Below are 22,894 nucleotides of genomic sequence, written 5' to 3'. Positions count from 1 at the left end.
ATTCCGATAAATAGTAGCAGCAGGCTTAAGTTTCTGGTATCTACAGTTCAATTACCTGATCTGATAGCCATTGCTTTACATCATTTAGACAGTCCATGTTTACTTCATGGGCCATTTCATACTCCTTGTAAGTGTAATCTAATTGCAGTGTGCGCAAATAATCGTTAGTAGCCCTGCCCAAAAAGATGGGTAAAACCTGATCTTGAGTACCATGTGTGGCTAACACTTTTAGCTTTCTCAATTTAGGTCTGAAACTCACCTGAGGGGTAAGCTCTCGTAAAATATAACCGCTCATAGCTACAATTCCTCTTATCTGAGATAGCTCACTAAAAGCACTGGCATAACTCATGATGGCACCCTGACTAAAACCGCATAGATAAATATGATCCAGATCCGGATCATAAGTGTCTATAGCTTCATTAATAAAACTATTGAGCAAGCGACGGGCATGCATAACCTGCTGAATATTAGCACTAGGGATACCACTAGTTAAATCAATGTTAAACCAGGCGTAGCCACCAAAACCATAAGAAATTGGGGCCTGTACGCTTACAATTAAAAATTTAGGGTCAAGAAGGGGGGCAAATGAGAAGAGATCCTGCTCATTACTTCCTAGTCCATGCAGCATAATTAACATTGGAGGCTTACCCTCAGACTTCTGGCCAGGTTCTTTTTTTATATGTTTGAGTGAAAAAGGCATACTTTGTCTTTGATTTGGAAGCAAAATAAAGATCAAGTTCGGAAAGTGTCACGCTTTCAAATAAATATGTAGATATTTTTTTATACAGCATTCATCAACTGTATTTCCATCTCATTTAATTGGATTTAGTTGAGATTGTATGTTGATGCTGATTATTACAAAGGCTAGTCGCTTGGCAGAGCAGTGTACTTTATCTAATTTCAATATGTTAATTATTGCACTTTAAAAACCAAACTTATGAAAGCTCTACAGTTAGGCATCCTTAGTGTGTCAGGATTTTTTAAAAAGAGAATAGCTATTCCTGTACCCAAATCTCCATTAATAGATATTAGTGCTATCGCATCCCGCTCATTAGACAAAGCACAAAATGCAGCTCAGGAATATGCTATCTCTAAAGCTTATGGAAGCTATGAAGAACTGCTGGCAGACCAAGATATTGAAGCTGTTTACATACCACTTCCTAACCATTTGCATGCTCAGTTTATTAAACAGGCAGCAGATGCAGGCAAACATATCCTGTGCGAAAAGCCTATTGCGCTTGATGCAAACGAAGCTACTGAATGTATTACTTATGCAGAAAACAAAGGTGTAAAAGTAATGGAAGCTTTTATGTATCGTTTTCATCCCCAGTGGCAGCATGTAAGAGAGCTCATACGAATGAAAGAGATTGGCAAAGTATTGCATGTTCATTGCTTCTTTGGGTACAATAATACCGATCCTAATAACATCAGAAATCAGGCTGAAGCAGGTGGGGGAGCCATTATGGATATCGGCTGCTATGCGGTATCCTGTAGTCGTTTTATATTTGATGCGGAGCCTAAAAGGGTTATGGCATTAACCACCTATGATGACAAGTTTGGTACTGATATTCTTTCTAGTGGAACTTTAGACTTTGGAGAGGGTAGAGCTCAGTTTACCATCGCAACGCAAATATTTCCTTACCAAAGGGTAGTGGTTAATGGCACGGGGGGGATAATAAGCATTGATATTCCTTTTAATACTCCATCAGATGTGGAAAGTAGAATAACAATAACCAATAGCGTGGGCACTAGAGAAGTGTTAATATCACCGGAAGATCAGTACATTTTGGAATTTGAGGCATTTGCCAAAGCCATACGAGAAGATACTTCTGTACCGACACCCCCTTCAGATGCTATTGCAAACATGAAAGTGCTGGATGCTTTAAGGAAGTCCGGAAAAGAAAACCAGTGGATTAGTATTTAAACAATTGTGTGATAGGGCTAAGGCAATCTTAGCTCTTTTAAATTTAATGCCTGGTTCTTTTAATACCGAACTAATAAAACTATTTTTAAAGTTAAGCGTATCCACACAAATGAAATTGACAGAAGAAGAACTACAGTACGAAACAGAAAACCTAGGTTTAGTATTAGACGAGCTAGGCATTACTCCTATGGCAGGCAGGGTTCTGGCCTACCTTATGCTATCAGATCCACCTCACCGCTCTTTTGACGAAATAGTAGATCACCTTCAGGCTAGCAAGAGCACGATTAGTACATCGCTAAAATATCTTGGCCAAATTGATATGATCAGGTACAAAACTATTCCCGGAGATCGCAGACGCTACTTTAGTGTAGCCCCAGATCGCTGGATTGCGCAAATCAATGTTCATGATAAGTTTAGAGCAATGGTAGGTATACTCAATAGAGTGCTGGAGCTTCGTTCAGCAAATGATAAAGATGAGCTGGCCTCATCACTTGAAGAAGTTCGTGATATGTATCTCTATTTTGAAACGGAGATACCGAAAATGTTTGAACGTTGGGAAAAAATTAAAAAAGAAAGAAGAGAACAGCTGAAGTAATTAATAAGAGGTTGAGTAAAAATACTGATACTGATGATAAAATAATTTTATACCAGTTTAAGAAGGATAATACAAAAACAGATTATGTTTACTAAATCTCATCAAACTACAACCTTATATAATGCTAATGTTGGCATGTTTAGATAATATTAAAATTCATCCTGATAAATTGAATGATACATTAGACTGAAAAAACATGTAAAGTTACTAACCTCAAACTGACTTTAGCGTATAAGTAATTAATACTATTTTTTTAACTGATTTCAGTAATTTTTTAATCTTAAGTACTATGTTAAATGATTTGTACGCCATTGCTTACCTAAGTGTATCCCGTAGCGAATTCAACAGACCTGAATTTTCTAAATTAGCTACCCAGGCTCGTCATCACAATGCAGAGCTAGATATCAGCGGATATTTATGTTATACCGAAGGTGTTTTTTTTCAGTATCTGGAAGGTTCCAGGCATGAAGTTACAACACTCATGAACGCAATTGAGAATGACCATAGGCACACCGTCATCAATCTTTTACATATCGGAAATATCAAAGAAAGAAAATTTATGGGGTGGGCCATGCGCTATATGGATGATGAAGAGTCTGAACAAGCACATCTTGAAGACATGATCCAATGGATAGTTTTTAATGTAAAAACGGAGCTTATGGCTTTGGATACTTTAAAAAAGAATATCTACCAGATGGTTCAAAAAATTAAGCTCATGAGAAATGCCCCTCAGGTGGGATAAACAGATAAAAGCTAAACATGATCAAAGGTAGAGTACATGAAGTGCTCTACTTTTTTTTAACTCCAGCTATTTAGAGAACTATCTCATTTCTTAAGATCTTTGATAAAACTTTAGCATTCCTATGAGTTTACGTTAAATGTATTGATTTGCCAGGCACTAAATACCAGTATTCTACCAACTAACTGCCTTTCTTGGGGTGTAGCTACAGAAAAAAGCTAAATTTTCTACTATATTGAGTATTAGCTTAATTTGTATTGACCTTTACTGTAATCTATGTAACTAGAATAGAGCTTGATGAACAATTACTTGCAAATCAAACAACTGCCTACTTATGAAAAATTTTTTACTCCTCACAATTCTTGCTATTACCATGCTTACTAATTGCCTCTACGCGCAAGATAAAGTTATTCCACTATACAAAGGCGCTGCTCCGGGTTCTGAGAGTTGGACTCAAAAGGAAGCGGAAAACAATAACAATTCATGGAATACCAGAGTAGTTTATAATGTAACTGAACCTACTTTAACCTATTTTGCTCCGGATAAGTCTAAGGCTAATGGTACCGCAGTTGTCATTTGTCCGGGTGGGGGATTTAAAGCGCTCTCTATAGATAGTGAAGGATATGATGTGGCACGCTGGCTCAACAGAAAGGGTATAAGTTGCTTTGTTCTTAAGTACCGTTTGGTAGAAACTCTTTCTGACGACCCGGTTAAAGAACTTTTTTCTGACTCTCAGGATCAGAAAGAAAGAGAAAGAAAAACTAAAGAAGTAATCAAACTGGCTTTACAAGATGGTCTTAATTCCGTGAGTTATGTGCGTAATAATGCCAGCGAGTACGATATTGATGTGAATAAGATTGGCATTATGGGTTTTTCAGCTGGCGGAACAGTTACCGCTTCGGTAGCATATAATTACAATAATACTTCAAAACCTAACTTTATTGCTCCTATCTATTTACAGTATGAATGGACTATAAAAAACGAGGTTCCTAATAATGCTCCACCTATGTTTATTCTAGCTGCTAGTAATGATCAGCTGGGGTTAGCGCCTCATAGTATAGATTTGTATCAGGACTGGGTTAAAGCAGGAAATCAGGCAGAGTTGCATATGTATGCAGAGGGTGGCCATGGTTTTGGTATGAGAACTCAACACCTTCCTTCTGATAATTGGATAGAATTATTTTATGATTGGCTGAATAATATTAAACTATAAAAAAAGGGCTCTATGAGCCCTTCTTCATTCTCAACAACTTCTAAATCAGAAATTGTAACTTAATCCAGCATAATAAGTAGCACTGATTCTGTCTGTTCCGTAAAACTCTCGGCCATCCTGGTTCAATAGGTTACGTCCGCTCAAATAGAGTTTTAAATGGTCTATCAGAACGTAGGATACTTTAGCATTGAGTAACATCTTTCCGTCTATTTCTCTCACTGTGGTATTACGGTTAGGGTCATTGTCTAATGAAGTATATTGGGTGTGCTTACCGAAGAAATAGGCACTAACATTAGTATTAAGTCGTTTACTTGCGGCAAAATTAATAAATCCTCCTCCGTATACACTTGGTGTGCTTTCATGATCCAGATCATCTGTTATAGATAGGTTACCCGGATTAGTGACTGGATCTAACGGCATGTTGTTAGTTGCACGAGGTAAGTTTTTAACTTCTGTATGCTGAACAGTTATAAAAGGTTTTAACTGTAGTTTACTATTAGCAACGTAGTTTGCAGATAAGGTTAATCCATTTTGTATTCCTGTCAAAGGAAGATTTTCGTATCTGTTTTCAATCAATACTGGGATCACAGGAGGGTAGGGTGGCTCCAGGCCAGTAGGCTCATAAGTTGTGTTGTTTTTAACAATCATGCTGATGTTATCAATCTCCTGATAAAAAAGCTCCAGGTCTAGCTGGAAGTGCTCTCTAATCTGTCCTCTAAATCCAATCTCAGTAGCTGTAATTGTAGTCAACTTGATATCTTCATTACCATGACTCTGGGAAATAACAAATGGACCACTACCTGGGCCATCAAATGCTAAATCTGTTGATAGATTAATATTTAAGGAAGTATTAGCTACAAATGCTCCACTATTAGACTTGGCATGTGATGCTCTAAGTAAAAACTTATCTGCTATTTTATAAGTAGATGCAAACTGATAAGAGGTGTAGAGCTTATCTGGCACATTGAATTTATCTGCTCTGATTGCCGAAATTAATCTTAGGTTTTCTATAGGAAAGTAGTCAACCCTGAATGAACCTCCGGTAGAGGTTACCGTTCTCTTGTCATTCAGGAAACCTCCACTTGGAGATTGATTAGCATATTGAGAATCATCATAGGTAGCATTCTGATAATTAAAGCCAGGTCTTAAACTAAGCTTTTTGCTAACCATCCATTGGTAATCAAGCATGATATCAGTTACATCAAAGTCATACTCTGTAGAAATTGTTGTACCATTGGAGGAGAAGGAACCTAGCCTTAAATTATCATAACCGTTATTGTAGGATACTCTGGCATTAAGACCCAGGTAGTATGCGTTCAGATTTACATACTTACTATTATTGCTGTTAAATGATAATGCCGCCTCTTCCGGTAAGTAAGGGCGTTGTACTCTTGCATCCTGTAAACCTAAAGATAAATTTACACCTGCATCTTCTGTAGCTTCATAAGATATAAAAGCATTAGCACCAAATTTTTCCAGAGAAGATTCAGTGTCAGGATAAGCCTCTTCCGCATTATTGGCTCCCGATACGTTTTCTACAAACTGATCTTCTGCGTAGAAGTAATAAAGGTCATCATGTCTTTTTCTGTCCTGAAAGTTGGCCGAAGCTATGACGCTAAACTTTTCATTAAATTTATTACCTATGGCGATACTGCCTAAAGTTGAACCCAGTTGATCCAATTGAGCATTAGCTGAAGTATAAAGACCTTGGTTTTTTGCCTTTTTAGTAATGATATTTATTACACCTGATACTGCATTTGGACCAAAAAGGGGAGAAGTGGGGCCTTTTACAACCTCAATTCTTTCTACATCTACAATGTCTATTGGTAATGACTCCCAGTTTGTCCCCCCCATATTGTAATTAAAAACAGGGCGGTTGTCAATCATGACCAGGGTAATAAGATTCATCTGGTCAAATGGCATTGTATAACGTGGCAAATTGTCAAACCCACGTAAGTGAATATCATAATTACCATTTGTCGTTTCTCTAACTACCACTCCGGGACACAGTCTCAAAGCTTCAGGTATAGAAGTAACGCCTGAGTTAATAATTTCACTTCTAGTAATTGAATAGCTGGATACCGGGGTATCAAAGACATTCTCAGATTTTTTAGACGCTGATACTATTTCTATGTCCATCAGATCATTTAAAGACATTTCGAATAGGTCATCACTCTGAGATTGAGCTAAAAGGTCGGATAATGGCATACCTGTAACGAGCAGAAAAGCCAATACCTTAGCCTTAATACTTTTCATAGGGTAAATAATGTTTGGTGAGAATTATTAATAATACAATTTTAAACTGTTGGCACAGAATATAAAAACCTAAGTTTTGCTTGCAGAAGGAGGGTAATGTTTAAGTTTATCCTTATAAAATTCTCTACCTTTATATGTAAATTTTTTGCACGAGTATAAAGTAATTGCTTGTAACTAGTAGAAATAGTATATATTGACTAATGCTCTCTCTACACTTTTCAATATGAGAAATGTAATATATTGTCATGCATAAGTACTATAATTGTTAAATTTTACAAATTTTTATAGAATGATAAAAGAACCAAAGCGATGCGACTGGTGCTTAAAAGATCAGTTGTATAAAAATTATCACGATCATGAGTGGGGGGTAGCTGTACATGATGATAAACAATGGTTTGAAAAAATCATTCTTGATGGAGCACAGGCAGGGCTAAGCTGGTATACTATTCTTACAAAAAGAGAAAACTACCGTAAAGCTTATCATCAATGGGATGTTGAAAAAATAGCTGCCTACGGCGATAAGGATTTTAAACGATTAATGTTGGATGCGGGTATTGTACGTAATAAACTGAAAATTTTAGCCTCTATTACCAATGCGCAGGCCTTTCTTCAGATACAGGAAGAGTTTGGTACTTTTGATCAATATATATGGAGATTTACCGGCTATCAGACCATCATTAATTATCCTGAAACCTTAGTAGATGTTCCTGCTACCAGTCCGGAGTCGGATGCTATGAGTCGTGATTTAAAAAAGAGAGGGTTTAAGTTCGTGGGATCTACCATATGTTACGCTTTTATGCAGGCTTGTGGAATGGTAGATGATCATTTGGTAAGCTGTTGGAGAAAAGCAAAATTGTGATATTAAACTAAAGCTTGCGCTAAAATTTTGGCTAATAATTCATCTGCCCAAGCCGTAGAAAGCTGACCTGTATTTTTATCTACTAAATTCACAAATGCTAACTCACAGCTTACCGCTGTATCTTCCGGGTGGTAATAGTCAGACGCATAGGCTTCAATATCTCCCTGTTCTGGATATAGTAAAATTCCCCTACGCGCCCCTACGATACGGTTATAAATGTATATCTGCTTCAGATCTGCATCATCCGGTTGTGCATTTTTTAAAATTTTCCACTTGGTATCCAGTATAACTTTATCTTGTTCAGGGGTAACCAAAACCATATCTGGTCGGATGCTTCGCTTCATCCAGAATTTACTTTTTGGCTGAAATTGAACACGGCAATCTAAATTGATAGCAGCTTCCTGCAAACGCTTAGCCACGTATTTCTCAAAAAGAGCCTGCATATCTATCATGCAGCTAATGCTATGCTGCTGACCTAAAGAAAAGCTTGGCTTTAACTTGTTTAGAACAAACTGAGCCCAATGCATAGCTTTTTTGTACCTATTTTCACGGTATTGAAATTTACAATTTAATGAGAGCTGCTTTTTAAAATTATCTACATTAGGTAATTCATGCAGCAAACGAGCAATTCTAAATTGTAAATCCTGACTTAAAAAAGTTTGATCCAGAACATTAAGTGCGGAAGCCAATAAATGATGTAAGTGATGGTCTTCATCAAGTAACTGATGTTCGGCATAGACCCTTTCCTTATGAGTATGGTTGTGTTTGATGTGCTCGCTCAGTTTCACTCTTCCACAAAATTTGTTTTGGTTACGAACTTCAGTACGGTATTTTTTAAGCAGCCCTTCTTTTACTAGCTGATCCACTTCTTCCACAAATGCGCTAATAAAGTATTGGTGTAAACTACCTTGAGCAGATGATAATAAAAGCTCATTGTGTATAGGCGGAATCATCTGGCAATAGGCTAGCATATCAAGCAGAAGCTTATGTAGGCCATTTTTGTTAGAAATGGAAGTTTTAGGTAAGATTTCTAAAGTAAGACCGGGTACACTAACAAAGCCTACATAATTAAGAGCTTTTATACCATTATGAGTGATTTTAAAATATGGAGGATAATGCCTCTCACTTTCATTAAGTAAAGCCTGCCAATCTTGTCTGGTAAACAATACACCATGATAGTACTCGCCTATTTTTAATCTCTGGTGTTCAAGGATTTGAATACGTCTGCTATTAGTCTCTCTCATAAATTCTCCTGACAGCCTGTTCAAATTGCTTATCGTCTAATTCACGCAAAACATACGTCTTTTTTATGAGATTATCATTAAACCTAGCAAATTCATCATCTGTATCAGGAAAAAATAGGTCTAATTCAGTTTCCGAGACTGTAAAAAAATCTTTACCAAGCACTAATTGCATTCTACTATAGTCTTCGTAAAAAAATTCCTGTAGTAAGGGTATAAGTTGTTGATAGAAAACTTCGCGTAGCTTTTGTATGGGATCATCAGCTTTGTATATGTCTATAAAATAGGCATGACCTATGGTATGTTCCCGATCTATCAGACTTTCCAATCGGGCGTTAATCATCCGTAATAGCTTTTCCAGGCTAAGTGCTTTGTGAAGCTTTTTACGGCTATTGTTCTTTTTGACATATTGTCCTTTGGTATCTGCCGCGATAGTCAAACGATCCTCATTATCAGCAAGTTCTTGTTTTGCAAGCTTTTCTATAATATAAGGCTGAGGCCTCATTTCAGAAAAAACAAATCTTCTTCGTAGTGCTGTATCTAAAGCGCTAATACTACGGTCAGCAGTATTCATACTTCCGACAACGTACAAATTAGGAGGAACACCGAAGCGTTCCCGAGAATAGGGTAGTATAGTGGTTAATCCGCTACGCTGACCAATACGTTTATCAGGTTCCAATAAGCTTATCAATTCACCCAAAATTGCGGAAATGTTGCCTCTGTTTATCTCATCAATAATTAGTACAAATTTACCAGCCTGCTTATGGTCTTCAGTAGTCAATTGGTCATAGTCAAAACTACTGATTTCGAGTTTCATGTTTTGGTATATTTCATCATTTACCGGCCTTCCCATCAACCTACGATTACTGAGTAAATAATTATAGGTAGTATTCCGCGTATTTTCAAATATTTTAAGTCTGTTAAAAACAGACCAATATAAACTGGTATTGCTTTTTCCTGTAACTCTATAAATATCTTCATTTACATGAACTATATCCTCTGGAGAATCAAAATGGCGATACATCAGGGCCATGCTGGCTTTAGTAACACCATAGTTTCGTGATCCACGCTCATACCTGAATTGGAGTGTATCATTTTTATTAATGTCTACCAGAAAAAGCGGTTTCTCAGATTTAGTCTCAAAAATAACTTCCTGGCTATCATCCCGCATCATACGTTTCAGATAGTCCAGAAACTCATAGTAAATTGCCTCAAAATTTCTTTTGTACTGACCACTATTTTTTTCAAGTAATCTTTTCTGTTGATGTTGGTAAAGAGAGTATGAAGCATTCAGGCAAATTTGTTTAAAGATACCATCTTCAATGTCATAGTACAGATCATCTTTTTCGTTTTTGAATGGCTTAAGTCCCTCAACAAAATCCTCGTAAGTGAAAGAAGGGTGAAATGTAATAATGGCAATCTTACCTTCTTTCTGATACCTGGTAAATTTTTGCTGTACTAGATTTTGCTGGCTGACGGGGTACTGACTTTCAAAACTGTCTTTATCCAGCTGTTCTACAATACGGACTGCTTCACGTATACTATGGAAAGTTTTTCCAGTACCTGGAGGACCATAAAAAATCTGATTCAGAGGGGGTAAGACCATGATTTCATTCATTAGTCAAAGTTAGGTAAACTTGGCCGTCGTTCAAAAGAGCTTCAAAAGCCAATTGGGTATAAAAAAAGTGTGCTGTAATCCGAATACCGCACACTTAGCTATACAATAAAATTAATATTAAGATTTTTTATTGGGTTGTAAAGGTCTCACTTCCATATCAACATAATGAAAATTTTGACTGGTATTCAGCGCATGAATAACAGCAGAAGCAATATCCTCAGGCATCATCTTGTTTTTATCAGATTTTTCAACTCCCATGTTTTTCTCAAAGTCTGAGTAGACGGAGCCCGGTGATAAGCAGCTTACTTTAATGCCATCATTACGTAATTCGGCATGCATGGAATGGGAGATACCGACTACTGCATGCTTGGTGCCGCAATATGCCACCATATTAGGAATTCCATTGCTGCCTGCCCCAGATGCTATATTAATAATATGCCCCTCTTGCATTCGTTTCATCTCAGGTACTATTCTTTTAGTGACGTAGAAAAGTCCATGCACATTGATATCAAAAAGCTGCTTCCATTTTTCAATAGGCATCTCTTCTATAGCACCACGATAACCCAGCCCAGCATTATTAATCAAAAAATGTATATCCTTGCCCAACATATCCTGGCTTACCCAAAAAGCTTTTTCAACTTCTTCTTCATTGGCAAGGTCTGCAGCTACATGGTGAAAGTTAGCATGATTATAATCAGGTTTAGAACGGCTCCAACCGGCTACACTTACACCTTCGTTTAGGAGTGCTTTACTTATGGCGAGGCCAATGCCTTTGCTGGCACCGGTAACTATAGCCTTTTTGTTTTGTAAACTCATATCAACATTTGTAGTGATCAAAAAATAATATTGCTTCAATATTAATAATCAATAACGGCAATTGTTCGGTTAAGAGGAAAAAGAAAGAGGTGTACATAAAAAAATTGAACAAACCAGGGAGAGTATGGCTTTGTTTAGTAAAAATTAAATATTTCCATATGAGAAATATTTTCATATTTAATAATCAATTGCCAGCTTTGCACCGGAATTTTTAATGTTTATTGATTTTTTTAACCCAAACACTTTATGAACATTTCCAAGATAAATCTTAGGTTTTTTGGGGTGGTTACAATTCGGCTCTTATTGCTGATATTGGTAGTCAGCCCGGCAATGGCACAGCAGGCTACTGTCAGTGGTACAGTAACTAGTGGTAGCGATGAAATGCCAACGCCAGGAGTAAACGTGGTCATCAAAGGGAGTTCGCGAGGAACTGTCACTGACCTGGATGGCAATTATACAATTAGCGCCGCAGAACAAGATACATTGGTTTTTACCTACATTGGCTATAACAAAGAAGAGATAGCAATCAATGGCAGATCGCAAATCAATGTTAATTTGCTGGAAGACATAGAAACTCTTAGTGAAATTGTAGTGGTCGGCTATGGTACACAGCGGAAAAGCGACCTTACCGGTTCTGTTTCCAGCGTCAAATCTGAAGAGATAACTAAAATTGGTGCGGCAAATCCTTCTGAAGCCTTACAGGGCAAAGCTGCTGGTGTAAACGTAATCAGTTCGGGCGTCCCTGGTCAGGAACCTAACGTAAGAATTAGAGGAGTAGGTACTCTAGGTAATAGTAATCCTCTATACGTTGTAGATGGTGTATTTGTAGATAACATAAACTTCCTGAACAACAACGATATTGAATCTATGGAAGTATTAAAAGATGCATCTGCTACAGCTATTTATGGTTCAAGAGGAGCTAATGGTGTAATTATCATCACTACAAAGCAAGGTAGTTCTGTTGAGCCCTCTTTTACTTTAAATGCTTATGAGGGTGTTCAAAATGTAGTTTCCAATGACTTTGAGATGGTAAATGCTCGTGAGTATGCACAATTGGTAAACGAAGGATTAATAAATACCGGTGCAAATGCACTTTATAACCCAGATACTTTGGGCTCAGGTACAGACTGGTTTGATGAAATATTTAGAACAGCACCCATAAGAGATTATCAGTTATCATTTAATCAAAGTACAGATAGAGCTAACTATTTCGTAAGTGCTGGGTACTTCAGGCAGCAAGGTGTATTAGAGAAAACGGATTTTGAAAGATATACCATCAGGCTCAATAACAGATACAAGTTAAATGACTTTATTAGCGTTGGACATAATATTTCAACCTCTTGGTATTCTAAAGACAACCCTAATAACACTACGCTACAGCATGCGTACCGGGTAAGCCCAATAGTGCCAGTTAAACTGGAAAATGGAGACTATGCTCCTTCAGGGAATTCAGGGGCAGGTAACCCGGCAGCAGGTCTTGACTATTTTAATAATACTACTGATGGTCAGAGAATAGTAGGTAATGTATACGGTGAAGTCTCTTTTTTGCAGGATTTTACTTTCAAAACCAGCTTAGGTATAGATTATGAAAATACTGAAAATCAAATCTTTACCCCGGATTATTTTGTGTCTCCAACCCAAAGAAATGAAGTAAACAGAGTAGAAAAAACGTGGAGTAAATGGTTTGACTGGTTGTGGGAAAATACAATCAACTATGATAAAACCTTTGGAGATCATTATATTAACTTGTTGGCAGGGGTGACTGCTCAAAGAACAAAATTTGAATCTCTGGGTGGATCAAGAAGAAATATTCCTTCTGATGACCCTAACCTCTGGTACCTAAGCGCAGGTGAAACAGAAGGAGCCACTAATTCTAATTTTGCAAATGCAGCTTCTATTTCATCCTATCTTTTTAGAGCCAACTATACGCTATTGGATAGGTATCTGTTTACAGCAACTTTTCGCGCGGATGGCTCATCTAAATTTCCTGCAGATCAAAGGTGGGGCTACTTCCCTTCATTTGCATTAGGATGGAATGTTGCTGATGAACCATTTCTGGATCAGGCCATGTGGTTAGATAATCTTAAACTAAGAGGTAGCTGGGGGCAGATCGGTAACCAGAGAATAGTTGATTATCAATACTATGCACAGGCTCAAACTGGTATAGCTTACGATGCTATTTTTGGTGGTCAGCTACAACCTGGTAGTACTATTACTCAACTTAGTAATTCTAATATTACCTGGGAGACTGCTACGCAAACAAACGTAGGTATAGAATTAGGTTTGTTAAACGGAAGCCTTAATATGGAAGTAGACTATTACTATCGTGAGACTGATGATATACTTGTGACAGTAGAAATTCCAGGCACTGTCGGTCTTAGTCCCACTGATGCTAACGTGGGTTCAGTCCTCAATAGAGGTGTAGACTTTTCAGTGAACTACAATAAGCAAGTTGGTGATTTTGGATTTAATGTAGGTTTAGTAGGAACTACTATACATAACGAAGTGCTAGACTTAGGGGGTAGAGATCAACTAGTAGGAGGAAACATAGGAGCTGGGAATAATGTGTCCAGAGCAATAGTAGGACAACCAATTGGGTATTTCTATGGATATAATGTAATTGGTGTATTTCAAAACCAAGCCCAGATTGACAATGCTCCTACACAAAATAATGCTGTTCCCGGAGACTTAATTTTTGAAGACATTAATGGTACAGACGCTGATGGTAACCTTACAACGGGGCCCGATGGTGTGATTGATGCTAGTGACAGAACCTATCTGGGTTCTCCTATTCCAAAATTTACTGGTGGATTGAACCTAGGGATTAACTACAAAAACTTTGATTTTTCTATAGATTTCAATGGCATGTTTGGTCACAAAATCTATAATGCTAAACAGCAAGAAAGATATTCAGGCTTAGACAATTTTGATAAATCTTATCTTGATCGTTGGACTGGAGAAGGTGCCAGTAATACCCATCCAAGAATTACGTTGGGTTCAGGACAGAACTACTTTGTTTCTTCCAGATTCGTAGAAGATGGCGATTTTGTCAAAATAAGAAACGTACAAATCGGCTATAACTTACCGACAGACCTTGCAGAAAGACTTTCAACACAAAACATTAGATTTTATGTAAGTGGAAATAATCTACTGTATTTCACAAAATACAATGGATTTACCCCTGAGGTGGAAAGTACTTACTTATATAATGATGCCAATAACCCAACTCGTGGAACATTAGCAGCAGGAATAGACCGTATGGTTTATCCACTGACATCTGTTTATAAAGTTGGACTGAATGTTACTTTTTAATCTCATGAATCAGATACATATGAGTACTATTAAAAATATTTATCATTTATTATTATCAGCTCTGTTTGTAGTTGTGCTGGCTTCCTGTAGCGATGAGTTTTTGGAAGAAGAACCTCTAGGTACACCTTCATCAGCAACATTATTTGCTGACGAAGAAGGGGCTATGAGGGCAATTAATGGAGCATACTCTCATTTAAGAAGTTGGGATGTATTAGGTTTTCCTTACTTTGCTGTAAAAGAGCTTCCTTCAGATGATGCTGATGTAGGTAGCACACCTGGCGATGGTAGCTTCCCTCGTTTAGAGCTTATCAATACTTTTCAGTACGACCCTACTGTGGGAGAGCTAAATGGCTATTGGGTAGGCTCTTATCGTGGTATCAATAGGGCAAATCAGGTAATTTTCAATGTTCCTGATATTGATATGGACGAGAATTTAAAGAGTCGTTTGATTGCTGAAGCTCGTTTTCTAAGAGCTTTGTATTATTTTGATCTTGTAAGAGTATTTGGCGAAGTGCCAATTATTGATAAGGTGTATACCGATCCTGAAGATGCTCGTGTAGCGGTTGACAAATCTCCAGTTGATGCAGTATACGAATTTATCATATCTGATTTAAATGAAGCTGTACAAGTACTGCCCATGAAAAGTGAGTACAATCCTTCAGATTTAGGTAGAGCAACTAAAGGTGCTGCTCAAAGCTTATTAGCCAAAGTACATCTTTTCCAACAGGATTATCAAAGCGCTTACGATCATGCACAAGCAGTAATTCAGTCAGGAGAATATGATTTATACCCAGATTATCGCGCACTGTTTTTTCCAGAGCAGGAAAATGGTATAGAATCTATTTTTGAAGCCCAGATTATTGAGAGAGAAGATCGGGCCATCTCTAATGAATATACCAAGTGGCAGGGAGTTAGAGGTAGTTTTGGCTGGGGTTTTAATAGCCCTTCAGAAGATCTTTCTAACACTTATGAAGAAGGTGATCCACGTAGAACAGCTACCATTTTCTACAGTGGTGATACGCTAGAGGGTGCAGATGAGCCTTATATTTTACCATTGGATCAGGGAGCACAACCGCGTGCCAACAAAAAAATGATGCTGCCATTTGACTTGCATCCTGCAGGATACCCTGATAACTCACCGACAAACTATATTTTTTTAAGATATGCTGATGTACTTCTAATCTTTGCTGAGGCAGCAAATGAGCTCGGCAAAACATCTGAAGCTCTTACGCATTTAAATATGGTAAGAGCGAGAGCGAGAGGTGGTAACCCAGATGTACTACCTGATATTACTGAAACGTCTCAATCTGAATTGAGAGAAATTATCTGGCATGAAAGAAGAGTTGAACTAGCAATGGAGGGTCATCGTTTTTTTGATATTATCCGTCAGAATGAAGTAGTACCTGGAAGAGCCACAGAAATTTTTCACTCTAATGGAAAAACAAGTTTTGATATTAATAAGCATGCTACTTTTCCTATTCCTCAAGCTCAGATAGACATCTCACAAGGAATACTAAAGCAGGATCAAAACTGGTAAGTGTTTATACAAAATCAGGGCCTTGCGCCCTGGTTTTATTTCTAGAATTTCTATTCAAGTGTAGCAATAATGAAATTTAATAACCTAATCTTAACTATAGCTTTATTAACCACAGCTATGGCCTGCAACAGTACGGAACAGGCTGCAGAAAGTACAGCACAGAGAGAGCAGACCGTAGGCTATTCTTCACTGTCAGACGAGGCTTTATTAGACACTATACAATACCAGACCTTTAACTATTTTTGGGAGGGTGCAGAACCTAACTCCGGCATGGCCAGAGAGCGTTTTCACACCGATAATATCTATCCGCAAAATGACAAGCATATTGTTACCCTTGGGGGTACAGGCTTTGGCGTTATGGCCATACTTGTAGGCATTGAAAGAGGATTTATCACCCGGGAGGAAGGATTTGGTAGATTAAATAAAATTGTGGATTTTTTGGCAAGTGCCGATCGCTTTCATGGTGTATGGCCTCACTGGCTTAATGGTGAAACGGGTAGGGTTAAAGCCTTCAGTCAGAAAGATGATGGAGGGGATCTGGTAGAGACTGCATTTATGATTCAGGGGCTTCTTACGGTAAGGCAATACTTTCAGGAGGGTAACGAAGAAGAACAAGCCTTAGTAGATAAAATCAACAAATTATGGGAAGAAGTAGAGTGGGACTGGTACACTCAGGGTAAAAACGTATTATACTGGCACTGGTCTCCCAACTATGGATGGGAAATGAATTTTCCCGTTGGAGGCTATAATGAAGCACTCATTATGTATGTGCTGGCTGCTGCATCTCCGACCCATAGCATAGCCCCAGAAGTATATCATGAAGGTTGGGCTCGCAATGGAGCTATAGAAAGTCAAGAGGAATATCTTGGATATGATTTGGTACTAGACTATTATGAACATGATGATGCGCCTATCGGGCCATTGTTTTGGGCGCATTACTCTTATCTGGGACTTGATCCACGAAACCTGAAAGACCGCTACGGAGAGTACTGGAAATTAGTACAAAACCATGCGCTTATACACCATAAATACAGTGTGGAAAATCCTGAAGGCTATAAAGCTTATGGTGAAAATGTGTGGGGGCTCACCTCCAGCTATTCTATGAATGGCTATGCTGGCCATCGTCCTGGTAATGATCTGGGAGTCATTTCTCCTACTGCAGCTTTATCTTCTTTCCCTTATACACCTAAAGAAAGTATGGCTATGGCCAAATTCTTATATCAGGAAGCTGATAGCCTGGTAGGTCAATATGGACCCTATGATGCTTTTAGTGTTGAACATAAATGGTATTTGCCTCGCTATCTGGCCATAGACCAGGGGCCCATTCCGGTGATGATAGAAAACCACCGTTCCGGCTTACTTTGGGAATTGTTTATGTCTAGCCCTGAAATTAAGAATGGCTTGGATAAATTAGGTTTTGAATACTAATTTAAATACCTAAATATAAAAGGAGGGTATAGTGTGTAGCTGTACCCTTTTTTTATGCGCCTAACTAAAGCCTCAACTACAAAGATGAATTTTTCAAATGAAAATTTTGCAGCTTCATAAGCTTCGCTTTGTACGGCAATTTGTAGTTCTTCAACAAATGAGCTACTGTGTTTAAATGTCTTTAAAAAAGTGGCAATCTTTAAGGCTTAGCCTTAAAAAATGACTATTATTACAGTTCTATAATTTTTGTAAAACACAAATAGAACGACTTTTATTATGAGTAACCCTATCAATGTATTAGTTGTAGGTTGCGGTAATATGGGCGCGTCACACGCCAAAGCCTATCACAAAATGCCGGAATTTAATATTGTTGGACTGGTAAGCCGTGGAGCTGCCAGCCGAGAAAAACTGGCAGAAGAATTAGGTGGAAACATAGCACTGTTCGACAACATTGATACTGCTCTGGAGACTACAAAAGCTGATGCAGTCTCTATCAATACCTATCCTGATACACATTATGAGTATATTCTTAAAAGCTTTAAAGCTGGTGCCCACGTATTCTGCGAAAAGCCTCTTGCGGAAACTGTAGAAAAGTGCGAGGAGATTGCTAAAGCCGCCAAAGAATACAACAAAAAGCTATTAATAGGTTATATCGTTAGAGTTCACCCTGCCTGGAAAAAGTTCATAGAAATTTCTAAAACGCTGGGTAAGCCATTGGTAATGCGTATGAACCTAAATCAGCAGAGCAGTGGCACTACCTGGGAAACGCATAAAAACCTGATGAAGTCAATGTCTCCCATAGTAGATTGTGGAGTACATTATGTAGATGTAATGTGCCTGATGACCGAAGCTCAGCCAATTAGAGTGAGTGCGATTGGGGCGCGTTTATCTGACGAGATTCAGGAAGGTATGTATAACTACGGACAGCTTCAGGTTACTTTTAGTGATGGTTCCGTAGGCTGGTACGAAGCTGGCTGGGGACCTATGATGAGCGAAACGGCTTTCTTTGTAAAAGATGTAGTAGGCCCTAAAGGCTGTGTAAGCATTATGGATTCGCAAAGTGCTTCTGACGATGTAGATGCTCACTCTAAAACTAATGCTTTAAAAGTGCATAAAGCAGATCGCGATACTGAAGGTAAGTTTACTATTCCTGATGAAATTGTAAGCACTGCTGATGAACCCGATCATCAGGGGCTGTGTGACCTGGAACAAGAACTTTTCTTAAAAGCTATCAAAGAAGATCTGGACCTGTCCCAGCATCATCAGGATGCCATTAACAGCATGAAAATAGTACTGGCAGCTGATGAGTCGTTCAAAACCGGAAAAACTGTAGAGCTGAAATAATCAAGACCTTGTTTTTTCAGTTATACTTACATGCTATACATATTACAACTCATATTTGTAATAGGAATGTTTATTCCTAGACCTACAGGAGCGGATAATACCGCCAGAATTATAGTTAATGTAAGTGGTATACAAAGCAACGAAGGCCTAGTCCAGGTTGCTTTGTATGCTTCCAACGATACATTTTTGGAAGAGCCTTTTATGGCTCAGCGCTACCAGCTAAAAGAAAGCGGAGAGGTAGAAGTGGTGTTTGACAAGGTGCCACATGGTGAATATGCGATTGCTGTATATCACGACAAAAACTCCAACAATGAGCTGGATACTAATTTTATGGGAATACCAACCGAACCCTATGGTTTTTCAAATAATTATAATCCCAAACTAAGCGCTCCTAAATACAAAAATGCTATTGTTACCATTGACCAGAATAACCAGCAGGTAGATGTACGTGTAAGTTAATAATAACTGTAAAAGGTTGATGCTCTTTGTGGTTTTTGCTAAATTTTGAACTGTAACTAAAGAATAATTTCCAATCATTCATTTCTATCTAATTCTTCACACTTAAATGAAAAGCAGATCTAATAGAGCGTTGAATGCTCTAATGAAGCGAAGCAAGCAGTGCTATGCACAACTTAACTTACTCAACAGAGCCTTAATAATTGTTTTAGTCAGTGTTGTTCTATTACCCTCACACAGAATAAAATCACTCTGGAGTGTAAAGGAAAAGAACGTTGCCTTTGAACCCTATACGGAGACCATTCCTGGTAGTCAGGTATCTTTTGATATGGTACCCATACAGGGTGGTGAGTATATGATGGGTAGTCCATCTTCTGAAGATAAACGCAAAGACGACGAAGGGCCGCAGGTAAAAGTGGGTATAGAGCCTTTTTGGATGGCAAGTACCGAAACTACCTGGGATATGTTTGAAATCTTCGTATTTCAGGAGCAGGAAAAAAGATTAGCAACCGAAAGTGGTGGACTGGAAAGTGCCAATATACCCTCAGTTGATGCTGTATCTCGCCCTACGCCGCCTTATCTGGATATGAGCTTTGGTATGGGTAAATATGGATACCCTGCCATTTGTATGACACAGTATTCTGCACAGATGTTTTGTAAATGGTTAACCGCCAAAACCGGTGTCTTTTACCGCCTGCCTACCGAAGCTGAGTGGGAATACGCTTGCCGTGCCGGCACTGAAACTGCTTATTTCTTCGGCGACGATCCCGCAGATATTGACGAGTACGCATGGTACTATGATAATACCTACGGAGGGTACGAAAAAGTAGGTACTAAAAAACCTAACCCCTGGGGGCTATACGATATGCATGGAAATGTATCTGAATGGACACTAGATCAATATAACCCTGAGTTCTACGCCTCTTTGGGTGATGGTGTTAAGGTACCCTACAATGTGCCTACTAAGCTATACCCTCGTACAGTTAGAGGTGGTTCTTATGACGATGATCCTGAGACCTTGCGTTCTGCCTCTCGTATCCCGTCTAATCCACGTTGGAAACAGCAGGATCCTCAAATTCCTAAAAGTAACTGGTGGCATACTGATGCTCGTCATGTAGGCTTCCGTATTATACGTCCTTTAAATCCTCCGGCAGAAAAAGACATAGAAGCTTTTTGGCCCGAACCAATAGAAGATATTTAAAGCCAACAATAATTTACAACAAACCTATTATTCTCATGAAAAATTTTGAGCCAAATAAGAACATCAACCGCCGCAAGTTTGTCAAAAGCTCTGCCGCAGCCGCTGCTGGTGGAATGTTTCTTAGCCATCTACCTGTAAGCGCCAGTGCGTTTGTAGGTGGTAACGAAACTTTAAGAGTAGCCCTGATTGGTTGTGGTGGTAGAGGTACCGGTGCCGCAGCTCAGGCGCTAAGTGTAAAAGAAGACGTTAAGCTGGTAGCCATGGCAGATGCGTTCCGCGATCGCCTGGACGACAGCTACGAAAACCTAATGAAGAAGCACGGTGAGTCCGGTAGGGTAGATGTACCCGAAGAGCATAAGTTTGTAGGTTTTGACGGCTACAAAAATGCAATTGCTTTAGCTGACGTAGTGCTGCTGGCAACACCTCCCGGATTTAGACCCATTCATTTTGAAGAAGCTATAAATCAGGGCAAGCACGTATTTATGGAGAAGCCAGTTGCTGTTGATGCTCCGGGTGTTCGTAAGGTCTTAGATGTGGCCCAGAAGGCAAAGCAGAATAAACTTAACGTAGTAGTAGGTCTTCAGCGCCATTACCAAAACAGCTATTTGGAGCTGATGAATAGAATCCATGCCGGTGAGATCGGAGATATTGTTGGCGGTCAGGTATACTGGAACAGCAGTGGGGTATGGGTTCGTGAACGTCAGCCTCAGCAAACGGAAATGGAATACCAGATGAGAAACTGGTACTACTTCACCTGGTTATGTGGTGATCATATTATGGAGCAGCATATTCACAATATAGATGTAGCTAACTGGGCAAAGCAGGCATATCCAGTTAAGGCTCAGGGTATGGGTGGTCGTGAAGTACGTACTGGAAAAGACCATGGAGAAATTTTTGACCACCATTTTGTAGAGTTTCATTACGAAGATGGTACCATGATCAATAGCCAGTGCCGTCATCAGGAAGGCTGCATGAACAAAGTATCTGAAAGCCTGGTAGGTACTAAGGGCAGAGCTACTACCGATGGTGCTACTATGATCAGCGACCATAGCGGAAAAACGCTTTGGAAGCATCGTGGTAAAAATGATCCTAACCCTTATCAGGTAGAGCACGACAGGCTTTTTGCAGCTATAGTAAGTGGAGATGAGCTTTTAGCTGATGCTGAAAATGGCGCAAAAAGTACTATGACCGCTTTATTGGGTAGAATGGCAACTTACTCAGGTAAAGTGGTGACTTGGGAAGAGGCTCTAAACTCAAATATGAGCCTGGTACCTCAAACCTTTAGTTGGGATGCTAACCCTCCGGTAGTACCTGGCCCTGATGGAAAATACCCAATACCAGTACCTGGAAAAACTAAAGTGATCTAACAATACAGATCCCGATCAATAGAAAGGCTCTATCTCAGATAGGGCCTTTTTTTGTGCGATTGCGGACATTAAAGCACGAAAGTGAACACTTAGTTTTGGCATACAGTCCCTATCAGCCTTCTCTAAGTACTTTTTTTAGCTGGCATATTCATTGAAGATTCTATAGTACTGAAAACCTTAACTAACTGACCTATGAAAGTCTTACTTTTTCCTCTCGCACTATTCTTTATTATCAGCACACCGTCTTTAGCTCAAAAAACTATAAAGGCAGCAGAGATCGTACGCCAGATTAATGCTGGTGAATCAGTACGTTACGAAAACGCTATTATTGAAGGAGAGCTAGACCTTACCGACTTAGAGAATCAAACTTCTAAAAAGAAAGGAGATAGCTGGTTTGGAGATAGCAATAAACAATATGAAAGTACAGTTGAGAATAGTATAGTGTTTATAAAGTGTAGATTTAAAGATAACGTATTGGCGTACTATAGTGATAATAATAATACCTATATAGCCCATTTTGAAGGAGATGTAGTATTTAGAAGCTGTGTGTTTGATAGACAGAGCGAGTTTAAATATTCAAATTTTGAAGAAGTAGCAGATTTTAGCCGATGTGTTTTTAGTAGAGAAGCTAATTTTAAATATGCGGAATTTGAAGATGGGCCAGATTTTTCTTCAAGCATTTTTGAGGAAGCTGCAAACTTTAAGTACACTAAATTTAAAGATCAGCCAGATTACGCCCACACAGTTTTTGAAGAAGAAGCAAATTTTAAATACGCGAACTTTCCCGAAGGTGTAGACTTTGAAAGTGCCATTTTCAATAGCCTGGCAAATTTTAAATACACCAAGTTTTCCAGTCCGCTAAATATTGATAATGTCTCGTTTAATGGTCATGAAGATTTCAAATACACATCGGTAGATGGTAAAGAATTTACGACCTATCTTACGCGTAAACGTTAGTCTATTTCCATCAGACCCCACACTACATGCC

The 22,894-nt window shown here is 38.7% G+C and carries 18 protein-coding genes; 13 read left to right on the top strand and 5 right to left on the bottom strand.

All coding sequences use genetic code 11. The annotated features are described in order from the left end of the window. Positions 1 to 40: 40 nt before the first annotated feature. The gene (locus PZB74_RS18275) at positions 41 to 700 is read right to left on the bottom strand and encodes an alpha/beta hydrolase (protein WP_302238605.1); all 660 of its coding nucleotides are present in this window, start codon (positions 698 to 700) and stop codon (positions 41 to 43) included. Between the two features lie 237 nt (positions 701 to 937). On the opposite strand from PZB74_RS18275, the gene PZB74_RS18270 reads away from it, so the two are divergent. From PZB74_RS18270 to PZB74_RS18255, 4 genes are all read left to right on the top strand, one after another. Continuing rightward, positions 938 to 1,924, top strand: coding sequence for a Gfo/Idh/MocA family protein (locus PZB74_RS18270; protein ID WP_302238604.1), 987 nt, complete (start codon positions 938 to 940; stop codon positions 1,922 to 1,924). A 109-nt stretch (positions 1,925 to 2,033) separates the two neighbouring features. Then, complete coding sequence (locus tag PZB74_RS18265) at positions 2,034 to 2,519, top strand: GbsR/MarR family transcriptional regulator (RefSeq protein WP_302238603.1); 486 nt, start codon at positions 2,034 to 2,036, stop codon at positions 2,517 to 2,519. A 289-nt stretch (positions 2,520 to 2,808) separates the two neighbouring features. Then, positions 2,809 to 3,261: a BLUF domain-containing protein gene (locus tag PZB74_RS18260; protein ID WP_302238602.1), complete on the top strand. Its 453-nt coding sequence runs from the start codon at positions 2,809 to 2,811 to the stop codon at positions 3,259 to 3,261. A gap of 331 nt (positions 3,262 to 3,592) precedes the next feature. Beyond that, positions 3,593 to 4,471 carry an alpha/beta hydrolase gene (locus PZB74_RS18255; RefSeq protein WP_302238601.1) on the top strand — a complete coding sequence of 293 codons (879 nt, stop codon included), beginning with the start codon at positions 3,593 to 3,595 and terminating at the stop codon, positions 4,469 to 4,471. 45 nt (positions 4,472 to 4,516) lie between these two features. On the opposite strand, the gene PZB74_RS18250 is transcribed toward PZB74_RS18255, so the two are convergent. Continuing rightward, positions 4,517 to 6,727: a TonB-dependent receptor plug domain-containing protein gene (locus PZB74_RS18250; protein WP_302238600.1), complete on the bottom strand. Its 2,211-nt coding sequence runs from the start codon at positions 6,725 to 6,727 to the stop codon at positions 4,517 to 4,519. A gap of 289 nt (positions 6,728 to 7,016) precedes the next feature. On the opposite strand from PZB74_RS18250, the gene PZB74_RS18245 reads away from it, so the two are divergent. Further along, entirely contained in the window at positions 7,017 to 7,586 is a 570-nt protein-coding gene (locus PZB74_RS18245) for a DNA-3-methyladenine glycosylase I (protein WP_302238599.1), read from the top strand. Positions 7,587 to 7,588: 2 nt separating this feature from the next. On the opposite strand, the gene PZB74_RS18240 is transcribed toward PZB74_RS18245, so the two are convergent. From PZB74_RS18240 to PZB74_RS18230, 3 genes are all read right to left on the bottom strand, one after another. Beyond that, positions 7,589 to 8,830 (bottom strand): McrC family protein, encoded by a 1,242-nt coding sequence (locus tag PZB74_RS18240; protein ID WP_302238598.1) that lies wholly within the window; start codon positions 8,828 to 8,830, stop codon positions 7,589 to 7,591. After that, positions 8,817 to 10,445 carry an AAA family ATPase gene (locus tag PZB74_RS18235; RefSeq protein ID WP_302238597.1) on the bottom strand — a complete coding sequence of 543 codons (1,629 nt, stop codon included), beginning with the start codon at positions 10,443 to 10,445 and terminating at the stop codon, positions 8,817 to 8,819. Before PZB74_RS18235 ends, PZB74_RS18240 begins: the two co-directional genes overlap by 14 nt. Positions 10,446 to 10,562: 117 nt before the next feature. Continuing rightward, complete coding sequence (locus PZB74_RS18230; protein WP_302238596.1) at positions 10,563 to 11,261, bottom strand: SDR family oxidoreductase; 699 nt, start codon at positions 11,259 to 11,261, stop codon at positions 10,563 to 10,565. A 246-nt stretch (positions 11,262 to 11,507) separates the two neighbouring features. Between PZB74_RS18230 and PZB74_RS18225 the strand changes: the two genes are divergently transcribed. The 8 genes from PZB74_RS18225 (at position 11,508) to PZB74_RS18190 (ending at position 22,863) form a co-directional block, all read left to right on the top strand. Further along, the gene (locus PZB74_RS18225) at positions 11,508 to 14,573 is read left to right on the top strand and encodes a SusC/RagA family TonB-linked outer membrane protein (protein WP_302238595.1); all 3,066 of its coding nucleotides are present in this window, start codon (positions 11,508 to 11,510) and stop codon (positions 14,571 to 14,573) included. A gap of 4 nt (positions 14,574 to 14,577) precedes the next feature. After that, complete coding sequence (locus tag PZB74_RS18220) at positions 14,578 to 16,110, top strand: RagB/SusD family nutrient uptake outer membrane protein (RefSeq protein ID WP_302238594.1); 1,533 nt, start codon at positions 14,578 to 14,580, stop codon at positions 16,108 to 16,110. Positions 16,111 to 16,179: 69 nt separating this feature from the next. Next, on the top strand, positions 16,180 to 17,538 hold the full coding sequence (locus PZB74_RS18215; protein WP_302238593.1) for a glucoamylase family protein: 1,359 nt from the start codon (positions 16,180 to 16,182) through the stop codon (positions 17,536 to 17,538). Positions 17,539 to 17,814: 276 nt separating this feature from the next. Further along, positions 17,815 to 18,882, top strand: coding sequence for a Gfo/Idh/MocA family protein (locus PZB74_RS18210; RefSeq protein ID WP_302238592.1), 1,068 nt, complete (start codon positions 17,815 to 17,817; stop codon positions 18,880 to 18,882). 66 nt (positions 18,883 to 18,948) lie between these two features. Next, a complete protein-coding gene (locus PZB74_RS18205) occupies positions 18,949 to 19,341 on the top strand; it encodes a DUF2141 domain-containing protein (protein WP_302238591.1) in 393 nt (130 codons plus the stop codon). A 142-nt stretch (positions 19,342 to 19,483) separates the two neighbouring features. Next, entirely contained in the window at positions 19,484 to 20,539 is a 1,056-nt protein-coding gene (locus tag PZB74_RS18200; protein WP_302238590.1) for a formylglycine-generating enzyme family protein, read from the top strand. Between the two features lie 35 nt (positions 20,540 to 20,574). Beyond that, entirely contained in the window at positions 20,575 to 21,906 is a 1,332-nt protein-coding gene (locus PZB74_RS18195; protein WP_302238589.1) for a Gfo/Idh/MocA family protein, read from the top strand. Between the two features lie 192 nt (positions 21,907 to 22,098). Further along, a complete protein-coding gene (locus PZB74_RS18190; RefSeq protein ID WP_302238588.1) occupies positions 22,099 to 22,863 on the top strand; it encodes a pentapeptide repeat-containing protein in 765 nt (254 codons plus the stop codon). Positions 22,864 to 22,894 lie beyond the last annotated feature (31 nt).

It is taken from the genome of Porifericola rhodea (assembly GCF_030506305.1).
Taxonomy (GTDB): domain Bacteria; phylum Bacteroidota; class Bacteroidia; order Cytophagales; family Cyclobacteriaceae; genus Catalinimonas; species Catalinimonas rhodea.
This window is presented reverse-complemented; position numbering and strand designations above follow the sequence as displayed.